The 22,404-nt window shown below is 36.0% G+C and carries 17 protein-coding genes; 7 read left to right on the top strand and 10 right to left on the bottom strand.

Features of this window, described 5'->3' with window-relative positions:
* The first annotated feature begins 202 nt into the window (after nucleotides 1-202).
* Nucleotides 203-1,612: an ISLre2 family transposase gene (locus LMF32_RS10690; RefSeq protein ID WP_188203812.1), complete on the top strand. Its 1,410-nt coding sequence runs from the start codon at nucleotides 203-205 to the stop codon at nucleotides 1,610-1,612.
* Nucleotides 1,613-1,858: 246 nt separating this feature from the next.
* Nucleotides 1,859-3,052 (top strand): SEC-C domain-containing protein, encoded by a 1,194-nt coding sequence (locus LMF32_RS10685; protein ID WP_188203813.1) that lies wholly within the window; start codon nucleotides 1,859-1,861, stop codon nucleotides 3,050-3,052.
* Between the two features lie 111 nt (nucleotides 3,053-3,163).
* Here the strand turns inward: LMF32_RS10685 and LMF32_RS10680 are convergent, their stop codons facing one another.
* Nucleotides 3,164-3,949, bottom strand: a complete 786-nt coding sequence (locus tag LMF32_RS10680) for a DUF1828 domain-containing protein (protein WP_188203814.1) — start codon at nucleotides 3,947-3,949, stop codon at nucleotides 3,164-3,166.
* 424 nt (nucleotides 3,950-4,373) lie between these two features.
* Here LMF32_RS10680 and LMF32_RS10675 point away from each other — a divergent pair, with 424 nt between their 5' ends.
* Entirely contained in the window at nucleotides 4,374-5,675 is a 1,302-nt protein-coding gene (locus tag LMF32_RS10675; protein ID WP_230524722.1) for an IS1380 family transposase, read from the top strand.
* A 479-nt stretch (nucleotides 5,676-6,154) separates the two neighbouring features.
* Here LMF32_RS10675 and LMF32_RS10670 read toward each other — a convergent pair whose 3' ends face one another.
* The 3 genes from LMF32_RS10670 to LMF32_RS10660 all read right to left on the bottom strand — a co-directional run bounded on the left by LMF32_RS10670 (nucleotide 6,155) and on the right by LMF32_RS10660 (nucleotide 9,685).
* A complete protein-coding gene (locus tag LMF32_RS10670; RefSeq protein WP_230524721.1) occupies nucleotides 6,155-6,634 on the bottom strand; it encodes a DUF5626 family protein in 480 nt (159 codons plus the stop codon).
* Nucleotides 6,635-7,500: 866 nt separating this feature from the next.
* Nucleotides 7,501-7,848, bottom strand: coding sequence for a hypothetical protein (locus LMF32_RS10665; RefSeq protein ID WP_230524720.1), 348 nt, complete (start codon nucleotides 7,846-7,848; stop codon nucleotides 7,501-7,503).
* Between the two features lie 454 nt (nucleotides 7,849-8,302).
* Entirely contained in the window at nucleotides 8,303-9,685 is a 1,383-nt protein-coding gene (locus tag LMF32_RS10660) for an aldehyde dehydrogenase family protein (protein ID WP_230524719.1), read from the bottom strand.
* Nucleotides 9,686-10,028: 343 nt separating this feature from the next.
* On the opposite strand from LMF32_RS10660, the gene LMF32_RS10655 reads away from it, so the two are divergent.
* On the top strand, nucleotides 10,029-10,697 hold the full coding sequence (locus tag LMF32_RS10655) for an AraC family transcriptional regulator (RefSeq protein WP_230524718.1): 669 nt from the start codon (nucleotides 10,029-10,031) through the stop codon (nucleotides 10,695-10,697).
* 120 nt (nucleotides 10,698-10,817) lie between these two features.
* Here the strand turns inward: LMF32_RS10655 and LMF32_RS10650 are convergent, their stop codons facing one another.
* Genes LMF32_RS10650 through LMF32_RS13625 form a run of 3 tightly spaced genes read right to left on the bottom strand, consistent with a single transcriptional unit; the run spans nucleotide 10,818 to nucleotide 12,114 of the window.
* Nucleotides 10,818-11,306 (bottom strand): zinc ABC transporter substrate-binding protein, encoded by a 489-nt coding sequence (locus LMF32_RS10650; RefSeq protein WP_230524717.1) that lies wholly within the window; start codon nucleotides 11,304-11,306, stop codon nucleotides 10,818-10,820.
* A complete protein-coding gene (locus tag LMF32_RS13630; protein WP_278046296.1) occupies nucleotides 11,288-11,698 on the bottom strand; it encodes an AGE family epimerase/isomerase in 411 nt (136 codons plus the stop codon). Before LMF32_RS13630 ends, LMF32_RS10650 begins: the two co-directional genes overlap by 19 nt.
* Nucleotides 11,608-12,114 carry an AGE family epimerase/isomerase gene (locus LMF32_RS13625; protein ID WP_278046295.1) on the bottom strand — a complete coding sequence of 169 codons (507 nt, stop codon included), beginning with the start codon at nucleotides 12,112-12,114 and terminating at the stop codon, nucleotides 11,608-11,610. The genes LMF32_RS13630 and LMF32_RS13625 overlap by 91 nt, the downstream gene beginning before the upstream one ends.
* 180 nt (nucleotides 12,115-12,294) lie before the next feature.
* Here LMF32_RS13625 and LMF32_RS10640 point away from each other — a divergent pair, with 180 nt between their 5' ends.
* Complete coding sequence (locus LMF32_RS10640; RefSeq protein WP_087059323.1) at nucleotides 12,295-13,596, top strand: IS1380 family transposase; 1,302 nt, start codon at nucleotides 12,295-12,297, stop codon at nucleotides 13,594-13,596.
* A 604-nt stretch (nucleotides 13,597-14,200) separates the two neighbouring features.
* On the opposite strand, the gene LMF32_RS10635 is transcribed toward LMF32_RS10640, so the two are convergent.
* Nucleotides 14,201-17,254 (bottom strand): type I restriction endonuclease subunit R, encoded by a 3,054-nt coding sequence (locus LMF32_RS10635; RefSeq protein WP_230524716.1) that lies wholly within the window; start codon nucleotides 17,252-17,254, stop codon nucleotides 14,201-14,203.
* 78 nt (nucleotides 17,255-17,332) lie between these two features.
* On the opposite strand from LMF32_RS10635, the gene LMF32_RS10630 reads away from it, so the two are divergent.
* A complete protein-coding gene (locus LMF32_RS10630) occupies nucleotides 17,333-18,526 on the top strand; it encodes a restriction endonuclease subunit S (protein WP_230525115.1) in 1,194 nt (397 codons plus the stop codon).
* A 75-nt stretch (nucleotides 18,527-18,601) separates the two neighbouring features.
* Nucleotides 18,602-19,531 carry a site-specific integrase gene (locus LMF32_RS10625; RefSeq protein ID WP_230524715.1) on the top strand — a complete coding sequence of 310 codons (930 nt, stop codon included), beginning with the start codon at nucleotides 18,602-18,604 and terminating at the stop codon, nucleotides 19,529-19,531.
* A gap of 73 nt (nucleotides 19,532-19,604) precedes the next feature.
* On the opposite strand, the gene LMF32_RS10620 is transcribed toward LMF32_RS10625, so the two are convergent.
* Complete coding sequence (locus LMF32_RS10620; RefSeq protein WP_230524714.1) at nucleotides 19,605-20,807, bottom strand: restriction endonuclease subunit S; 1,203 nt, start codon at nucleotides 20,805-20,807, stop codon at nucleotides 19,605-19,607.
* On the bottom strand, nucleotides 20,800-22,395 hold the full coding sequence (locus LMF32_RS10615; RefSeq protein ID WP_230524713.1) for a type I restriction-modification system subunit M: 1,596 nt from the start codon (nucleotides 22,393-22,395) through the stop codon (nucleotides 20,800-20,802). Before LMF32_RS10615 ends, LMF32_RS10620 begins: the two co-directional genes overlap by 8 nt.
* Nucleotides 22,396-22,404 lie beyond the last annotated feature (9 nt).

Raw genomic sequence — 22,404 nt, 5'->3', positions numbered from 1 at the left:
CTTTTGTCAGTCTTTTAAACATCCTAAGTCTGATTTATTCAACTGTAATTTCTGTCAAATCATTTTTTATTCTCATCATCTCCTTTCAGTATGTGTAAAATAGTTCTCGAGAGTTAATAAATTTACTGGAAAAAAGAAAGAAGGCACTTTATCATAAATGTATGCTTTGCACGGCAAATACATAAATGAAAGAGGCCTTCTTATGGATAAAATTATATCAAAGGTTTACCAAATAATAAAGGATTCGAGTAACTTAATAGATACAGAAGAAGCCATTCAAGTCTGTATGTATGATATGTTCGCTCAGTTAATGGGGCAGATTTTCACCAACCTCAACCAAGTGATCAAAGAGGAAAAACAGCGTGAAGGCTGGAAAGTGAAACGAGAGGATTGGAAAACGGTCCAGTTTATTTTCGGTCCCGTTCGGTACCGCCGTACCTTAATGATGGACCAAAATCATCAGAACCATTATCCGCTAGATGAGTGGTTAGGCATTCGAAAATACCAGCGTCATAGTCCATTAGTAGAAGTGAAAGTGGCCGAATTGGCGAGTAAAGCTACTTATCGAGATACCGCAGATATCCTGAATGAATGGACAGCCATGACGATTAGTCATCAAACCGTGGGCACCATACTAAAACGTGTAGGAGAAGCTCAAGCCAACGAGGACGAAGAGACGGTGACCGAACTAGAGGAATCAGCTACCTTACCAACAGGAAAAAAAGTGGACTACTTTTATGCCGAGGCAGATGGTGTTTTTGTGCGGGGAACTAAAAAGAAAAAATGCATAGAAGTTCATCATGCCCTCCTCTATGAAGGATGGGAGAAAAATGGCAAACGGGTCTCCTTGAAGGAGCCCAAAGTTATTATGACAATCAAAAAATCAGCCGGTTTTTGGTCAGAAGTTCAAGCTTTTACGGCTAATCGTTATGCTTTACAACAGTCTCAAGTCATAACGAATAGTGATGGTGGTCAAGGGTATACTGCCGAAAAGTTTCAAGAAGCTTTTTCTCAGTCCGCTTTTCCAGTTCTCAATCAGTTAGATGCTTATCATGTTTCTCAAAGCTTGAATCGAGCATTTGGAAGGCAAGCGCATGAATTTAAAACACCTATCAAGCAAGCCCTTAAAAACCACGATAAAGACCTGTTTACCATTTGGATGGATACCTATGAAAGTACTTTGGAAGACGCTCAAGAACTCAAAAAATTAAAGGAATTTAGAACCTATATTTCAAACAACTGGGAGCGTATTTTTGATTGGCGTGAAAAATTGGAAAGCGCACCGAAGGACGCCAGACGCTTAGGGGCGATGGAGTCTCATCAACGCCATATTTCATTTCGGATGAAAAAACGAGGCATGCATTGGAGCAAGCGTGGTTGCGAAGCGATGGTAAAAGTCAAACAAGGGATGTTTAACCAAACATTACGCGAAGCCTATCTTCATCAGCAAAATAGAAGTAGCAGACAGCAACGTCAGGCCAAACGGACGGTTCGTTTGGCATCCTTATTCCAGGAAAGAACCCGTCCTTCTTTAGGAGCTAAAATGGGAACCATCTCTTTGTCCGCTTCAAACTCTTCAGCTTTAGGACAACTCATTAAGAGTTTTCGTTGATTCCTGTCTGTTTGGAGAAGGTTCCTGGTTTGCGGAACGTTCTTTAAACAGATAGGCCAGCAAGCGGCGAAGCTGCGCGGTAGCAACAAGTGTACAAAAATAGAGTGCCTAATCAAGCAGTAAAATAGGATGATCGAGAAAAACTTGACACAAACCTCCTTTCATCATTTATTGACTTTCAACCTTTTTAACGATATTTTTAAACTACTCAACTAAATCGGAATGAACATAAAGGAGGCCTACTAGATGCCTGAAGAATACACCCAAGAAATGATGGCCGAATTATTTGGTCACATCCTGGTTTCGCATAGACCAGTCTTTTCTTTTACAGAGTGCTTAACGATTTATTCAAAAGAAGACATGTTGGCAATAGCTCAAGATATAGATTTTAAAGTTCGCCGCAGTAAAACAAAACAGGTCATTGCAGAGGACTTTTTTAAACAGCTGTCTCTTAAAAGTCAATATAAGTTAACTTTTCAACCGACAGAAAATATTCAACTCTTAAAAGAACTGATAAGTGGTCCCAAAGAAATTGATTTTCTTTCATTTTCGCGTAAGCATTTTGAATTATTCGATTTATTACACCATCGTTGGGTTTTCCTCTTTTATTACAAAGGCACCTACACGTTAGTATTGCCAAAGGAAACCAGAGACATGCTGCTGACTTTCATTGATGATACCGAATTCAAAGAAACCCACCATTTCAGAAATCTTATCCGTAACTATACAAATGCCTTTTTGAATTTATACGGTGCTTTTGAAGCAAACTTTATTGTTGAAACGTGGAACAAATACAACAAGAAGCATCAACTTGAAAAAACTGACTTTTTGTTTGAGGTTGTTCAATTAGGCTGGTTTGAAGAACGGCTCAGAATTACCGATAATTTAGAATTTATTTTTGATGATTCGGTTATGGATGAAACAGAAGTACCTAACTTCATCCAGAATCATTCCATACATGACTACTACCAGCCAACAAAAGTAGATATCCAGTATTTTGCTAAACACGAATTTGATGAGCGAACTGCTCAATATAAGAAAATGAAACGGTTTTTTGCTAAAAAAATGAGTTCAGAAAAACTTGTAGATGTCATGGATATGATTATGGCGTATATTAAACTCGATTTTGGCATGCGTGGACTAGTTCAAGAATTAGATAATCAGTTTGATATTCTTTTTGATGACTTTGAAGACGTACAAGACTTTAGCACTCTATATCAAGACTTAAACAACCATTCACGCAAATGGTCCAATCGTGGCCATACACCAAGCGAATTAATTAAAAATCATCATACACTATCTTCCATTCCTAATAATGTTGTTCCTTTTACAAATAAGAACGCTGGAAAGCAAGAACCTGTCCAAGTAAAAAAAATTGGTCGAAATGAACCTTGTCCGTGCGGCAGTGGGAAGAAATACAAACATTGCCACGGGAAATAGTATGTAATAAAGCCATCAAGTGAGAAACTAAACTTGATGGCTTTTTGTATATTTTTTTGTTAGTTGCTTTATTTCTTAATCTTAAGACGTAAAGTTAAAAAAAGTCATTTTTTAAGCAAATCTGCTCTGCAACTCTTCTTTATTATCGAAGTTAACTACTCCAATATTATATTCATTAAGAGCTTGTATAAATTCTTCTTTAACATTACTATAATTTTCTCCACTCACAATTACATCAAGTGTAGTATTCTCACCATAATTAACAGCTCTATACGAAGAGGTATCTAACCAACTTATTAAAACTGAATCCACACTATTTTTATTGAGTGAATTTTGCACTTTCACTAATTTTCTTTCTCGGTCTTTATTAAAAAAAAGATAATCAATCTTATGTTTTAATTGTGACTTTCCCGTTATATAGAAATTTGGAAAGTAATTATACTGCGATTTATTTTCTGAAAAGTACTCTAACACTTCTTGATAAAAGATTGTTTTTATTCTACTACTGTGAGTGAAAGACAAATCAGATAGCCTTAATAAAGTTTGAGTCATTTCATGTATAGATTGACTTAAGTTTTTTTCATCTGATACTTTAATGATTTCATTATTCGTACTCAGATTAGCGGAATCGAAATCAATAATTGAATGCATTAATTGATTTCTCAACGTAGTATTCTTCATTAAATCTATTCCATTAGACTTTAAATTCCAAATAGTATAACCTTCATCTGTAATTTTGAAATTCGAACCGTCTTTTATTACAATCAAGGAAATATTATCACCAAAGTTGTCGAGAAAAGGTGTCTGTACTTCGATGGTATTATTATTAACGTCTTGAAACTGATGATTATTTTTCACCCAATCAAAGTAGTTTAAAGCCATATCGTTTGCTTTCAAAAAGAACACCCCCTCTCCCTTATTATATATCAAAACCATCTTGAACAGTTAGTTGAATCATTTCTTTATTTTGGATATTGGCATACTCAAGAATGTTCTGTAGTATTACAAATACATCAGTAGTATTTGTAATTGACCTGTATGGTAAAGGATAACTCTTTGTATGAGTGTGTCCATCATTTTTTAAAATAAATTCTTCTTCCGAAAATATATTAATTCGATTTCCTCTAATTCTTTCACCATTAGCATTTTTATGGAATCCATTGTTTACCTAGATAATTCATAGTTTTATGAGTTTGCGCTCTAAAACCGTATTTCTTCAACATTTGTAAAGAGTTTCTTTTTTCACCCATTTGGTGCGTGAAAAAAGAACACCTTTCTGTTAATGTAGATTTGACGAAAATACAAAACAGAGGTGTTCTATATGTCAAATTTACGCGATAATCGACTAAGTTTCAATAAAAATGTTCAAATTTCCTCAAAAAGTGAAAAGCTATCTTCCCATGGCGGATTGATTTTGGTTCGTGAGTTCCTCGAAAAAATTCAGTTTAATAAATTAGTGAAGAAAAATGTGCATTTTGAAGACAAGCGGAAATTCTTTACCCATTCAAAGAACACAACGTTTCTTCAGGTACTGTATCAACTCATTTCAGGTTATAAGTCGGATAGCGCAGCCAATGCCTTGCGGCATGATCCCGTTTTTAAGCTCATCTTAGATGAACAAGAAGGCAGTTCACAGCCAACTATCTCTCGGTTCTTTTCAGAATCGACAGAAAAAAATTTAGATGAATTGAATGACTTGACACAAGCCTTAATCGAGCTGTTTCATGAATCTCAAGCTACACAAGAAATGGTTTTAGATTTAGATTCTACTCATTCTGATACATTTGGTAACCAAGAGTCTACTGATTATAATGCTCATTATGGGACAACTGGCTACCATCCATTGCTTGCTTTTGATGGACTTACAGGTCTTTTTCTTGGAGCTAAGCTGCGTTCTGGAAACCAATATACCTCAAAAGGTGTCGGTTCTTTTGTCCGTGATTTACTAGATTCCTATAAAGACCGTACAACTGAGTTAAATATTCTGGTACGTGGAGACAGCGGATTTGCCACACCTGAAGTTTATGAACTAGCAGACGATTACTCCGTTCAATTTGTGATCCGTCTAAAAGCTAATACGAAACTTCAAACGATTGCAGAACATCTGATCACCTATGGTGATGATACGAATTGGGAAGAAACAGAAGTTCAGTACTTTAACATCGATTATCAAGCAAAATCATGGAAGAAACCTCAAAGAGTAGTGATAAAATCGACACGCGATGGATTGCTTTTTCGCCATGAATTTGTGACAACTAATCTTTCTACTGTTATTCGCAATGACCAAGTGTTTAAGATGTACCAAAACCGTGGGACTATGGAAAACTTTATTAAAGAAATCAAGTCAGGCCTCTATTTTGATAAAACAGATAGCTCTGCGTTTTTGACGAATGCCATCCGGATGACTATTAGCGGAATTGCTTATGATCTTATTCAGTTAATGAAATACTTAGTATTTCCAAAAACAGAAATAAAATCTCTTATCGATACCATTCGTTTTCGGTTCATTAAGGTTGCTTCTCGACTGACACATCATGCTCGTCGAGTTCAAATCCAATTCAGTTGTGCAAATGTGTATGACAAAGAGTTTGAAACGATTCTTCAGAATTTAACTTACCTATGATTCGAGTGTTAAATCGATAATTTTAAAAATTATTCAAAAAAACAAGGGGAAAGTGCGCTCTTTTTTAGTAGAAATGAACTTTTCTTTTCTTCCGTTAGGAAGGAATCTAATCGATTTGTAAAAAAGAAAGAAACATTTCAGTTTCGCCTAATTTTTTGATAAAAATGTCCCTGTATAAAAATCTATGAATGATTCAGGTTGAAGAAAATTATAAAAAGTTAGATTTTATTCTTGGTACAAGTGAGAAAGATGAAGGGTTATTATTATTGGTTCTTTCTTTCCTAGGATTTCTGATTGCACCATTGGGCCTCATTAGTTCGCCCATCGTAATGGCTAGAAATAAAAAAACAAACACACTCTACACGTTTGTGTCCGTAGCCTGTGTTTGTTGCATCGTCTTCAATCTATTTATAGGTTATGGTATTTTAAGCGATATTCTTGGCTGGGGAACGACGACTGTTAATTACTTGATTTAGCAACTAGTACGTAATTGCAATTTTATTAGACTGTACTTTTGCTCTTAGATTGATTGTCGTCGTGAACAAAAATACTTTTCTTTTCAAGTAATAGGTAGCTTGTGTCGCATGATCTACTTTTAATATTGCACTTGTAAAACTGCCTATGTAGGCCACAATAGCAGGTGCGTACGCTTTTATAATCTTGTTCTGACTGACGTCAATTTGATAACTCGCCTGCCATTGACCAGCTGTAGATGCTGATATTTTATACGTGTCATTTTTAACACTTCGTAAACTATTGGGCATTTCTTCAACTTCTATGACTAATGGCTCTCCTTCAGGGCTGACACGTTCGAATGTTTGTGTTCCACCCTGTGCCAAGTCGTAAATTAGCTCCGGTGCCTCTGTTGAAAAGTGGCTTTCTTCAGCGTGCACTTTCGCGGTTGGCAAACTTACAAAAACAAGCATGATACATCCCAATATAAACACAGTTTTTTTCAAAATAGTGCCTCCATTCTCTATAGTGTCCGATCATTCTGTCTAACAGTCTTCATCACAACTCATTTTTCTGGATTCTATATATTAAGTTGCCTTTTTTCAGCAGCATGCTGTCCGTTTAGTTTACCCAACACACCTTTTCCATCCGAATAACTGCTTTCACTCAAGAAACGGAACCCATTAAAAAGGGTGTAAACCACGGGAAAAGTACGCATAAGCTGATGATGGAATAGACAATAGACCCGTTGTTTTATTCATTACATCATCCCTCACGTTAAATACAATAAAACCGATACTAATAACAGCTATTAATAGATATCAAAATCCCATAATCATCTCTTTCTAAAATTAAATTTAACCCATTATATACCTTCTAACTATAACACACTTCATCGTTGGTGTGTCTTATCATACATAATGAGAACAAGATAAGCCCTACAAAAAAAATTTGTTTTTAATAAAACGGATAAGCCACCATAATTGATGACAGTTTCAAAAACTTCTTTAAACGCCTTGTTGTTGACTGAAATCATGGGGGGGGGTAAATAGAAGACCCCGATTGAAACGGCTGTCCGGGTAAGGTGTCCGCTAATATAAGTGCTGAGCCACCGATAATCAAGTGCGCATGTATCACATGACATTCAAAACTATCAGGAATAGGACCTTCAAACTCATCTGACCAGTCATTTAAATACTCTATACCATACACTTCTGCGTCAAATACATTCGTATAAAAATCTACGGCTCTTTTGACTGTCCATCGAGTAACAAATAGGGTGTTAGCGTCATCGCCATAATGAATCTTCCTTTCTAAATTTCACTGAGGTTAGGTTATACCCATCTTCTCATAGGCAGGAAAGAAACACTTCTCATTTATTGCGCAATTTCAATGAATCCGTTAACAACTGAGGTAAGTTGACTAGAATAGGAGGATCTTCCGGCAAAGGTTCACACAATACAACAACAAATTGTTTATTCGAATCTGCAGGGAAGTGACGGCTGTCTTCTTTTCGCCCTTGCAAACAATCATCAAGAACGAAGTAACACAACGGGTTCATTGTGCTTTCAATCGAACAAACTAACAGATAATAAGTCCCATCTGGTATATTTCTGAAGTGGTAGCGGGAGGCTTTGGTTAGTGTCGTTGCGACAATTGGCAGCAGAAAATCCAGTGTGTCGTTTAAATTCTCAGCTGAAGTGAAACTTACTGTAACCAAAATGGTGTGTCACTTTTTCTATTGCCGGTTCTTCAGAAAGTGACCGTTTCATATAGTGTAAGACGGTCGGCATCTTATCCCTCATCAAAAACCGCCATTCATCAAACCACGTTTCCCTTCGTTTGGCTAAATCGCGTTATCATTCCCACACCTTTTTCTTACTGTCGCTTGACCATGTCCCCCTTTGGCGAGTCGCCAACAATGAGTCTGTCAAACACGTCGTTCTTCATTCTTTTATCCGTTAACCACAACAAAATTGCAACGAAGATGCCACTCAGCACCCTTAGATACCATCATTTTCACGTGCACAACTTGATCTGTAATAAAAAAGTGATATGTGCTAAAAAAGAAACACAGGACGGCAGTGGCTCTCGCACTCATCCGTCTTGTATTTCTTTTTTATGTGTCGCGCTTTTGTGTAGGCGTTTTTAGTTTTGACAGTTCTAGACTCTTTTTAAATGTCAGTCACATGATAGGCCAAACGTTTGATATTTAACAAATGCTTTACTTCAACGTTATCTGAAATACTGCTGCCACCAATTGCGCCACAACCTAATGTTAGTGACGGTGCCAATCCTGTTGAAGCACCGATACCGCCGAAAGTCGATGGCGTATTAACCAGTAACCGAGAAGCAACGATTTTTTCACCAAATTCTTCAGCATGATCTAAACGCTTCGTATGCAATGCCGCGGTATGTCCAGCACCTTCATTTCTTAAGATAGCATTGCACTTGGCGATGCCTTGTGACCAATCCGAGACGGTAAACAATCCCAAGACAGGTGTCAATTTTTCACGAGAATAAGGATTTGTTTGGCTCACCTCATCTGATTCTGCAACCAAAACTGAGGTTTCTTGTGGGACGGTTATCCCTGCTAGTTGGGCCACATGATAGGCTGACTGCCCCACAATTTGTGGATTCATCATGCCGTTTTCACGAAGGAGAATGGTGGCTAATTGGTCACTTTCAGCTTTGCTCAACAAGTAGGCGTTATTTTCAATCAAAGCCTCTTTAACCGCTGCCTTAACCGTTGCAAGCGTAATGATCGATTGTTCTGATGCACAAATGGTCCCATAATCAAAGGTCTTACTTTTAATGATTTTTTGAATAGCCGCGTCAACATCAGCTGAGTCATCAATCAAAGCTGGACCATTACCAGGTCCAACCCCAATTGCTGGATTACCAGATGAATAAGCTGCTTTAACCATTTGTCCGCCACCAGTTGCTAAAATTAAGGCTGTATCAATGTGCTTCATTAAAGTTTGCGTGCCTTCTAGTGACGGTTTCTCAATCACTTGAATCAACCCATCTGGCGCCCCTGCCTGAACAGCTGCTTCATTGACTAAACGTGCCGTTTCACTGATGGCCTTAACGGCGTGTGGGTGAGGTGAAAAGACGATTGCATTACGCGTCTTTAGGGCAATAAGCGATTTGAATATAACAGTTGAAGTTGGGTTTGTCATCGGTACAAGTGCGGCAACAACTCCCATTGGAATCGCGTATTCAACGACTTGATTGACATCATCTTTGTGGATGATGCCCACCGTTTTTTCATCTTTTAGCTGATGATAAACGCCCTCGCTGGCAAACAAATTTTTAGTGGTTTTATCTGCAACATTACCAAATCCTGTTTCAGTATGCGCCAGTTCTGCTAAGGACTCAGCTGCTATCGTTAACTTTTCTGATACATTTTTAACAATAGCATCAACTTGATTTTGGGAAAAGTCAGCATATTGCTCTTGTGCTTTTTTAGCCATTTCAATTAAAGCTTCTACCGTCGTCGCCTTTTCAGCCGTTGTGACGGCTTTTTCTGTCGTTTTGCTTTGCTGGTTCATCATGCGTATTCCCTCTTTCTGATTGGTATAACCTTATTTTAAAGCGTTTACATTATAACTGTTAGGAATTATTTGACCTCTTTTTGGACAATTTTTATTTCCTTTCACTAAATGGGATGCCGACACTTTTTCTCTCTTTTATTTGCATTAACGGCCATTTAAGGGTACAATCAAGATAATCACAGCGGCAAAACAGTCCGTTTGGAAAGGATTGATTGACATGTGCGATGCTCTTCTCGTTGGCTTTGAGCCTGAAGATGAGGCGACACTTAAACAGCTTTTTAGTGATGTCTTTTTTAATGTCACCCTTTTGCCCGATCAGGCGACTGCTAAGACGGCCTACAGATTGGCTCAACATCACGCCATCGACTTGCTCTTACTGAATCTTGGCAGTGACCCAACAGATACCATCTTTGACTACAAAATGAATATCCTAGGCATTCAACCAAATGTTAAAGTGATTTTGTTCGATGATCAACCAAACTATGATCGTCTCCTCACTGCACTGCGTTGTGGTGCAATCGATTATCTGGTTAAACCATTAGATTTGAAGCTTTGTAAAACAGCTATTCATCGCGCTATTTTGGCTTTGAATCAGGTTTCGCTTTTAGATTATCATCGCGAGTCTGTGACAGATACGTCTAAGGAAAGTGCACACCAAATGATGCAATACATCCATCAAAATTATGATAAAGAGATCACATTGGGGACATTAGCTACCTTCATGCACCTCAATAAAAGTTACGTTAGCCGCACATTCAAAGAAGTGGTCGGCACAACTTACAGTCACTATCTCAGGCGGTATCGAATAGACCGTGCAAAAGAATGGCTCAAAAATCCGAATCACACGATTACTGACGTGGCCCAAGCCGTTGGTTATCCTGATATTGCCTACTTTAGTCGCTTATTCCGAAAAGAAACCGGTATGGCACCTAATGTGTTCAAACAAAAAGCTGCTGGCGCAATCCCCCCTGCAGCAATCAGCTCATTACCGAAAAACGCCTCCCAACACTAATCTTGTCACATTTTTTGCTAACCTCTTGATAGCCTTGGACATAAAAAAAAGAGCGAATATCTTCGCTCTAAATAGAAACCACTATCCGGTAGACTCAAAAGCCTAAACCTCTTTTGCTGTTTACTGGATTGTTTTTTTCAATGCATCCAAATTGGCTTCCATGACTTTGATGTAATCCATCCCAGCGTCTTGATCTTCTTGAGAGACCCCTTCTATTGGGCTTAAAACAAGCAATTCAACGCCCACTTCATTGGCCAATGTTTCTGCTATTGCAGAGCTGGCATTTTCTTCATAATAAATGTAGTGAACATCGTGTTCTTGAACAAAATCTGTTAGTTCAGCCAACTTTGCTGGACTGGGTTCAGATTCTGGCGATAATCCTGAAATAGCGACTTGGGTCAAATCATAACGCTTGGCTAAATAGGCAAACGCTGCATGTTGCGTCACGAATTCTCTGTTTTCAGCACCATCAAAGGCCGTTTTGAACGCGTCATCCAATGCCTGCAATTTTTCATTGTAGGTCGCTGCATTTTCGTGATAAGCATCGGTATTGTCAGGATCCGCTTTGGCTAATCCCTCAGCGATTGTCGTCACTTCGTCTTGTCCCAAGCTAGTTGCCAGCTCTCATCGAAGAGATAGCGGGCCTCATCTAGCATCCATGGTTCAGATCGGTGATGATCAAGCCACATCAATAACTTCGCCCATTCGACTTGATGGCCTGGGATAAATCCATATGGCCGATATTCATCTTTCGTTAATCCCTTGTTAAAGGAGAAATCAGCCTTCCAATCAGGGGTGTAGTGTTCCCAAATCAGCTGATGAGGTTTGGAAGCCACGTCTTGTGTGATATTTTTTGCGAGCCGATAAGCTTTATCTAAATACACCGCTTCTTTTGTTGCTTCGTAGGCGGTTAGACAGGCTTCGCACATATGCATATTAGCATTTTGCCCTCTATAGGATGCTTGTTCAGTCCAATCACTGGTCCATTCATCACTGTACAAACCGATTTCCGGATCCCAAAAATGAGTCTCAAGCACATCAAAAACCGTATCAATGACCAGCTTGGATAAGCCAAAGATGCTGCCAGCAAAACAAACGCATGCCCATAAGCCATTTTTGCATCATCAACAACGTCTTGACCAGATAGTTGAAAAAAATACCCGCCATTGACCGGATCTAAATGGTCATTTTGAATCGCTTGAATGCCTCTTTTGGCGGATTGTAAACACCAATCTGGTCCACCAAGCAAAGCCCCCACACTAAAAATGTAGGTGAATCGAGACACGCCAACCAATTGCTTTGTTTTTGTATCATTCACTGTCCCGTCATCAAGAAATCCCCCCATGAAACCACCGTTTTGATGGTCGATACACTGCGGGTAGTAAAAGTTCAGTGTCTCAAAAATATGGTCTTTCAATTTAGACTTATCTTTAAAATTGGGATCCTAGATAATTCATAGTTTTATGAGTTTGCGCTCTAAAACCGTATTTCTTCAACATTTGTAAAGAGTTTCTTTTTTCACCCATTTGGTGCGTGAAAAAAGAACACCTTTCTGTTAATGTAGATTTGACGAAAATACAAAACAGAGGTGTTCTATATGTCAAATTTACGCGATAATCGACTAAGTTTCAATAAAAATGTTCAAATTTCCTCAAAAAGTGAAAAGCTATCTTCCCATGGCGGATTGATTTTGGTTCGTGAGTTCCTCGAAAAAATTCAGTTTAATAAATTAGTGAAGAAAAATGTGCATTTTGAAGACAAGCGGAAATTCTTTACCCATTCAAAGAACACAACGTTTCTTCAGGTACTGTATCAACTCATTTCAGGTTATAAGTCGGATAGCGCAGCCAATGCCTTGCGGCATGATCCCGTTTTTAAGCTCATCTTAGATGAACAAGAAGGCAGTTCACAGCCAACTATCTCTCGGTTCTTTTCAGAATCGACAGAAAAAAATTTAGATGAATTGAATGACTTGACACAAGCCTTAATCAAGCTGTTTCATGAATCTCAAGCTACACAAGAAATGGTTTTAGATTTAGATTCTACTCATTCTGATACATTTGGTAACCAAGAGTCTACTGATTATAATGCTCATTATGGGACAACTGGCTACCATCCATTGCTTGCTTTTGATGGACTTACAGGTCTTTTTCTTGGAGCTAAGCTGCGTTCTGGAAACCAATATACCTCAAAAGGTGTCGGTTCTTTTGTCCGTGATTTACTAGATTCCTATAAAGACCGTACAACTGAGTTAAATATTCTGGTACGTGGAGACAGCGGATTTGCCACACCTGAAGTTTATGAACTAGCAGACGATTACTCCGTTCAATTTGTGATCCGTCTAAAAGCTAATACGAAACTTCAAACGATTGCAGAACATCTGATCACCTATGGTGATGATACGAATTGGGAAGAAACAGAAGTTCAGTACTTTAACATCGATTATCAAGCAAAATCATGGAAGAAACCTCAAAGAGTAGTGATAAAATCGACACGCGATGGATTGCTTTTTCGCCATGAATTTGTGACAACTAATCTTTCTACTGTTATTCGCAATGACCAAGTGTTTAAGATGTACCAAAACCGTGGGACTATGGAAAACTTTATTAAAGAAATCAAGTCAGGCTTCTATTTTGATAAAACAGATAGCTCTGCGTTTTTGACGAATGCCATCCGGATGACTATTAGCGGAATTGCTTATGATCTTATTCAGTTAATGAAATACTTAGTATTTCCAAAAACAGAAATAAAATCTCTTATCGATACCATTCGTTTTCGGTTCATTAAGGTTGCTTCTCGACTGACACATCATGCTCGTCGAGTTCAAATCCAATTCAGTTGTGCAAATGTGTATGACAAAGAGTTTGAAACGATTCTTCAGAATTTAACTTACCTATGATTCGAGTGTTAAATCGATAATTTTAAAAATTATTCAAAAAAACAAGGGGAAAGTGCGCTCTTTTTTAGTAGAAATGAACTTTTCTTTTCTTCCGTTAGGAAGGAATCTAATCGATTTGTAAAAAAGAAAGAAACATTTCAGTTTCGCCTAATTTTTTGATAAAAATGTCCCTGTATAAAAATCTATGAATGATTCAGGTGTTTAAGTTAATTCTTAAAAGTGTAAGATTTGTCGTTTTATCTAAAAATTGAAAAGTTTTTTTGTTTCAGTAAGAAAATACATTAGTTCAAATTTCCTTTGATCATCCGAAAAGCTTTTTACCAGAATAATTCCATTAGTAGGGTACGTGATTATCTTTCGGTGCTTTTTTAATATGTTTTTCAATAGCTTAATTAAATCATGTGCCTCAGCATCAGTTAATAATAGTTCCACTTAATGTATACCTCCATTTGAAGATGACATAGTTTAAACAATAAATCATAGTGACTTTTTTATGTTTTTTATTACTACAGGTTTTTACCTCTACACTAAATAATACGTAGTAACATCTATAAAAGTTTATTTAAGAAAGTATCTATGCTTAAATTTTGTTCTTTGCTATAAATCATCTTTTCTGTAATGGCAGAATCTCTTCTTCGATCAAGTCAGTAAATTGTTCTCTGACTTCTTTCCAATAAGTCAGTTTCTTAACGGGTTGTTCCGAACTCTGTTTATATATTTCATAATCACTTGTCCGTTTTAACTCGTGTTCTCCATTTTGACGTTTTTTTGAAGGATTGTAATTTTCTACTACATATTGAAATTCATCTGGTTTCAATCCCATCTTTTCAGAAAATTCTTTAACTAATGATTGAGTAGTTTCTTGAATCATATCTTCTAGCAAGGTTGAAACTTGTGCACCACGATAATCCTCTGGATGTTCTTGGATATCGTTCCACAGTTTTTTCATCAATTCAGCTAATCTTGGATTTCCTCTACCTAAATCATTTATATAAGAATCAACCTCATTTGAGTTTTGCTTGATTTCTTCAAATTTCGAACTAGCGTCATTACTTGGAACAAATGCTTGAATCAACATAAGGATATATTCATAGTTGATTTCATCTGTTCTCACGGACTCCAACTCATATTCTATGTCTATTTCTATCGGATCAACTTCATCTATTGGTGGTATCTTGAGAAATTCTATCACATTGACATATCTACCATGATACTCTTCAATGACTTCATTGGTTAGTCCATATTGTTCTTCTAATAATTCAGGTTCAAATTCAGAATAAACTTTGATTGTAGCTAGAGAGCGATCAAAAACTTGAAATGCTTTAGCAAATTTTTTCAAAGCTGGAATGTTAGAATCGTCCACATCGACTTCTTCAGGAGTTTCAGCAATCATGCGCAATTCATGGACGGCTTCTTGAAAAGTTTTTTTAGTCTCTTTCCAAGTTGGTGCTAAGACCTCATTCTCTCCTCCATTTGAATACAAAATCAAAGCCTCCGTTACTTTTTCTTCAAAAGTTTTTGGCGTTTGGAAAGTAACGATTTGCCCGTAATGTTTAGAGTTATCAAATAATCGATTCGTTCGCGAAAAAGCTTGTATGATATCATGCGGTTTCATCGGTGGTCGATCAATAAACAAGGTTGATAGACTTGGAGCATCAAAACCTGTTAATAAACGGTCCACCACGATTACAAGATCTAATTGTTCTTTCCGAAATTTATATTTTTCTTGTTTTCTTGCTAGGCGATCATTTACGTTTCGATTGTATGCTTTCATTTCTGCTACTGAATAATTAGTATGGAACATTTTATTATAATCTTGAATCGCTTCTGCCATTTGTCTTTGATTTTCCAAAGAAGCTTCTTCGTTTTCTGAAATAGAATACGTAATCGCTATCCTTGGAAAATCTGGTAGCACACTTTTTGTACGTTTTCCGATTTTTACATCTGTTTGGTTATCCATTACCTTTTTAAACAAATCATAATATCTTTGTGCCTGTGAGATAGATGAGGTCGTTAAAATTGCATTGTACGTATTTCCCACTCCATTAGGAAAACCAAGCTTAGAACGAGATTTATTGATAATGGAATGGATGACTTCAAGCATGTGCTCTTCATTTTGGTAAACTTGTTTAGGAATCAAGGCTTCTTTTTCTTGATTACTCATTGCAGAAAGTTCTACATCTGGATTCAGTTTTTTTAGCAGTATATCCAATTCATAATCAGAGAAAGTACTCTTATACTCTACTTGAAACCCTAACACTGCTTTATCATGAATAGCTTCTTTAACAGTATATTCATGAAGACGTTTACCATATAATTCTTCTGTTGTACGAGCCAAATCCCCTAAAGCTGCTCTGGCATTTTCCGCGAAAATCGGCGTTCCTGTAAATCCATACCATAATGAACGACGGAAAAACCGTTCAATTTCTTGTTTCTTTTGAGGAGATACTGCTCTATGGCACTCATCTACTACAAAAGCCATTTTTACTTGAGTCAGTTTTTTGTATTTGCTGCTTTCTTCTTTTCCTTCATATCGCTTCATCACGTGATTTAATTTTTGAATAGTAGTAACCACTACTGTTCGTTCATTGGACAATAACTTATTAACTAATTTAGTAACGTTATCTGTCTCGTCTATTTCAATTACATCATGTTCTGCGTACGAAGAAAAAGATGCTGTAGTTTGCTGATCTAAATCTACTCTATCTACAATAAAAATTGTCTTATCTAGAGAAGGAATCTGTAATAAATTACGAGCAACTTTATACGAAGTCAAAGTTTTTCCTGATCCTGTTGTATGCCACACATAACCCGATTCTTGTCTTCTCGACGCTTCCTTCACGGCTTCAATAGCGTGAATTTGATAGGGTCTTAATAAAATCAAGCCTTTTCGTTTACTGTCGATTACGGTGTATTGAGTAACCATTTTATGTGCCTGAGGAATTGATAGGACTTGTTGAGCAAATTCAAGATAATTTGTTACAGGTTGATTTGTACCATCTACCCATTTAGTTAAAAAAGGTTCTTTCAAATTTGTATCTGTTGCTGCAGCAATATAACGAGTATCTGTCCCATTGGAAATCACAAACATTTGCAAAGCTGAGAAAATGCCTTTAAATTTCCCTTGGACTAAGTATTTCTTAATTTGTCTAAAAGCATCCATGTATGAATGCGCTCTATTTTTTAGTTCTATATGTATCATTGGTAGACCATTAATAAGTAAAGTGACATCAAATCTACGTTCTCTGTCATCAGAATCTTGTTTAAAACTGATAAATTGATTGATTACTTCGTAAGATGACATACCACCGGCAATATCAGCTCGATTAAGTACTTTTAAACGTATCGTTCCAAGTGAGGCATCTTCTCTTTGAACTTGCACTTTTGCAATTCCGTTCTCACCTGCAAGCCATTTAGCAGCATCGTAAAAGTTTGCAAAATTCAATTGGTTTTGTATTTGATGAAACTCTTGTTCAGTTAAATTTACATCATTCAACACATCTTTATTATTATTTTCCAATTTTTCTTTAAAATTTTCCCACAACTTCTCTTCTGTATTCAAATCATCACGATAGGTCCATTGAGAAATACCATTAGTCAGTTGGTTAATTAAATTTCTTTCTAACTCCGATTCCGTCGTGAAACTATTTGTCGCCATTTGCTCACCTCGCCAAAAAATATAGATTATGTACTCTTTTACTTAGTATAACATGCGAAGTAACAATGTTCGTTATAAATTTTTGGCGATTGGGAACAGCGTAAGTTATCAGATGTTGCTGATATCATAGGGGGAGGAACTCCAAACACCAACAATGAAGAGTATTGGAATGGAGATATAGATTGGTACTCTCCAGCTGAAATCGGAGAGCAAAGATATGTTAATGGCAGTCGAAAAAAAATAACAATGTTAGGGTTACAAAAAAGTTCGGCAAAAATTCTTCCAGTAGGCACAGTTTTGTTTACCTCTCGTGCCGGTATTGGAAATACAGCAATATTAAAAAAAGGAGGTGCAACCAACCAAGGATTTCAATCAATCCTCCCAAAAGAAAATCAACTTGATACTTATTTCATTTATTCGAAAACTGATGAACTAAAAAGATATGGTGAAGTAACTGGCGCAGGATCTACCTTCATAGAAGTTTCAGGTAAGCAAATGGAAAAGATGCCAATATCGATTCCATCATTTGAAGAACAAATTAAAATAGGTAATTTCTTCAAACAACTCGACGACACTATCGCTCTTCATCAGGAGAAGTTAGAGAAGTTAAAGCAACTGAAGAAAGGTTATTTGCAAGTGATGTTTCCCCAAAAGGGAGAAAAAGTACCTCAATTGAGATTTGCTAATTTCTCTCAAGACTGGAAGCAGCGTAATTTAAATGAACTAATGGACTTTTCAAATGGAATCAATGCTCCAAAGGAGAATTATGGTTCAGGGAGAAAAATGATTAGTGTAATGGACATACTTTCTACAGACCATTTAGTTTATGAAAATATTTTAAACTCAGTCAATGTTTCTAAACAAACTGAAGAAAAGAACAAAGTTGAATTTGGAGATATGATCTTTGTAAGGTCGTCAGAGATTATCGAAGAAGTTGGATGGGCAAAAGCTTATTTAGATGAAAATTATGCTCTTTATAGTGGATTTTCAATACGCGGCAAAAGAAAAGAAAAATATGACCCTATTTTTGTTGAACATTCTTTAAATGGTATTAGCAGAAAACAAATTGAACGAAAAGCTGGTGGAAGTACTCGTTTTAATGTTAGTCAAGAAGTTTTAAATTCACTACTAATTCAAACACCTTCGTTTGAAGAGCAAATTAAAATTGGTACTTTTCTCAAAGAATTAGACACTACTACTTTTTTGCAAAAAAAGAAAATTTCAATTCTAAAAAATATAAAACAAGAACTTCTTAAAAAAATATTTAATTAAACTATACAAAAATATAAAACCTCCTAATAATAGAACTGATGACTTTTCATCAAAAAATTATTAGGAGGTTTTATTATGGTAAGGAGAAAGAAATCAGAACAATTGCTGCACAAATATTTTGAAGAGTGGATTCATTTGTATAAGACAGATGCAGTTCGTTCGGTTACGTTGAGGAAATATTACATGACTTTACAAAAAGTCGCCGAGTTAGTCCCTAATTTAAAATTAAAAGATTTAAGCAGAAAAGAATACCAGAAGCTGCTAAATGAATATGCTGTAACTCACGAAAAACAAACGACAATGGATTTTCATCATCAGTTAAAAGGAGCTATTTTAGATGCAGTTGATGAAGGTTTAATAGAAGTAAATCCAACTAGAAAAATAATTATCAAAGGAAAGAAACCTACTGAGAAGAAACCGAAATTCATCAACCAATTTGAAATTCAAGCATTATTAAAACAATTAGATTTAACAGAAGAAATTAGTTGGGACTGGTACATCCTTTTAATTACAAAAACTGGACTTAGATTTTCTGAAGCTTTAGCATTAACACCGAATGATTTTGATTTTTCAAAACAACAAATAATTATCACTAAAACTTGGAACTATAAGAGTGCAGCGGGCGGTTTTCAACCCACCAAAAATAAATCATCTATTAGAAAAGTGCAAATTGATTGGCAAACAGCTATGCAATTTTCTCAGTTGATTAAAAATTTAAAACCGGATCAACCAATATTTGTGAAAACTCGAGTATTTAATTCTACAGTGAATAATCGATTAAAAGTCCTTTGCATAAAAGCTGACATTCCAATTATAACAATACATGGATTACGTCATACACATGCTTCACTTTTGTTATTTGCTGGAGTAACTATTGCAAGTGTAGCTAGTCGTTTAGGCCATTCTAGTATGACAACTACTCAAGAAACCTATTTGCATATTATTCAAGAGCTAGAGAATCAAGACAATGATAAAGTAATGAGACATTTATCTACTTTGTTTTAAACTAAGAATAACCAAAATAAAAAACCATAAAGTCAGAATCAATATTCTGACTTTGTGGTTGATGTGAACTTAGTCAAACAAATAGTTTTTTTAAGTAAACTTTTTTTAAAGATTTTAGGTCTTCTAGATTATTTCGATGAAGAGCAATACTATCATCAATTTTTTTAAAAAAAGCTCCAATTCTATTTTGTTCTTCAAAACTAGGAATTGAAAAGGAAGTCACTGAAACTTTTTTCCAGTCAGAACGAGGCATTTTCGTGCCAGTAGTATCATTTGCAACTTTTTGATATTTATCTGCTTGAATTAAATAATAATCAAATTTTTCATCAGAATTTACTGCCTCAAATACCCAGAAATCACCTAATGCAATACCTTCAAAATCAGGTAATAGCCAATTTTTTAGGTAAGGGCGAAGTTTCCCGTAAAGAATATTGCCCGGTTCAAAGATAATTCCTCTTCTATCGTCAAATTTATGACTTATATCTTTATTAAGCCTTCCTTCACCTGCGACGATATCTTCAAATTCAACTTTAGGAAGTTTATTTGAACTAGATGAAGTAGATTTCCTATTTACTATAGATATAAATTCACGATTTTCCCAGTCTGAAGAAAAGTTTGCAAATCTTAACCTAGGTACTTTTTCTCCATTTTGAGGAAACATCATCTGCAAATAAGCTTTCTTCAGTTGCTTTAACTTCTCTAACTTCTCCTGATGAAGAACGATAGTATCGTCAAGAGACTTGAAAAAGGCACCGATTTTTTGTTGTTCGTCAACTGAAGGCAAAAACATTTTTATATTGGTCAAAGAATCTTGATTGATATTTGTATTAGCACTACTTGTTGCTTTTGCCATTATTTGATTTCTAATATATTTCGTTGAAAATACAAAACGTTTAAAATTATCGGACATTTCCACATCTGGTCTAAATCGAATAATAAATCCAGAGTATGTACACTCTATAAAATCATGTGGGATTAACGAAGCTTCACCTACTCCCTCTGGTTTTACTGAAGATCTTACAAATAAGACATCACCTTTTAGTAGGCTGTATTCTTTACGCTGTCCCTCTGTACAATCTGCATAACTTAAATTATTGGCACTGACAATGTTTTTTCCAAATACATCTTGTAAGTTTACAAAGGGATATCCGTGACCCATAGATTCCTTTCCAAAATTCATTCCGTTCTTAAATGAACCTAAGTCTCCTAACTTACGCTGTTCCCAATCCTCATTAAAGCCTTTGAACCTCAATTCTGGGACCTTTTTCTTACTCATGTGAAAACACCGCCTTTGTTGCTTCAATGATATCTTTGGTATCTTCAGTTACAGCAAGTTCATCTAGCATCGCTAGAAATTCAGTTTCTGATTTTTTGATTTCTGCATTTAGTTGTGTAATTTCTTTACTTAAAGCAACCATATCAATTTGTTCTTCTTCTTCAAAAGTGTCAACATACCTTGGGATGTTCAAATTAAAATCATTCTCAACAATTTCATCAAACGAAGCTACATAAGAAAACTTATCTTTAGTTTGTCGCTTAATATAAGTGTCTAATATGGCATCAATGTGCTCGTCTGTCATATTATTTTGGTTTTTTCCTTTTTCGAATCCTTTAGAAGCATCAATAAACAACACATCTTTTGAAGAACGCTTTTTCTTTAGAATAATAACTGTTGTCGGAATTGATGTATTAAAGAATATGTTTGCTGGTAAGCCGATTACCGTATCAATTGATCCATTTTCTAACATTTTTTGGCGAATCTTGCCTTCTGCATTTCCTCTAAACAGCACACCATGTGGAAGAACAATAGCCATTACACCAGTGTCTTTCAAATGGTAAAAACCATGTAGTAAGAAAGCAAAATCAGCTTTTGATTTTGGAGACAATACACCATATTGCGAAAAACGTGGATCATCTAGGAAACCTTTATCTGCACTCCACTTAGCAGAATAAGGAGGATTCATTAAGACTCCATCAAAGTTTGTTGGTTCTTCAGTCGGCCAATCCTGATCTAGAGTATCTGCGTTGTGCAAATGCTGATGCTCTATAGGAACGCCGTGAAGAATCATGTTCATGCGAGCTAAGTTATAAGTAGAAGTATTTAGCTCTTGACCAAAATACGAAATTGTTCCAGGTTGGCTAGAATATTTTTTTGCATTTAATAACAAAGATCCAGATCCCATTGTTGGATCATATACTGAAAATCCTCTTTGATCTTCCTTACCATGCAATACGATTTGAGTCATTAATTTCGCGACTGGTTGAGGAGTATAAAACTCTCCCGCTTTTTTACCAGAATCTGAAGCAAATTGTCCTATTAGGTATTCATAAGCATCTCCTAAAACATCTCCAGCATGTCCTGCCATATTTAACGCAGATAACTCTTGCATAACTTGAGCAATCGTCTGATTTTGTTTTTGGGGTGTAGCTCCTAACTTTTTGGAATACAGATCGACATCTTCAAACATATTTTCAAATATTTCACTAGATTGTTCAATATCACGAAATCCTTGTGCTAAATTTTCTAATTGGAAACGACCATCGTTGATTGCGTTAACCAATGCCGTAAAAGTAATGTTCGGTTTAATGGTATAAGAATATTCATCTTGCAATGCTTCTAGTAAATCTTCTCTCGTATCGTTATCTTCATAAGCATCTTTGTAAAGTTTTTGAGCATGTTGTAAATCATCTGTTTCCTTTTCTAATAGGACTGATGAATAATAAAGCATCTTATCAGATAAGTATTTATAAAATACTAATCCTAATAAATAACTCTTATATTCATTTGCGTCCATCTTTGATCTTAATATATCCGCTGAATTCCACAAAACTTGATACAACGTTTTTGTACTATTTTCACTCATCTTATGTAT

The organism is Desemzia sp. C1, from assembly GCF_020882875.1.
Lineage (GTDB): Bacteria > Bacillota > Bacilli > Lactobacillales > Carnobacteriaceae > Desemzia > Desemzia incerta.
Note: the sequence above shows the minus strand (reverse complement) of the source record. Positions and strands in the feature narration are given on the sequence as shown.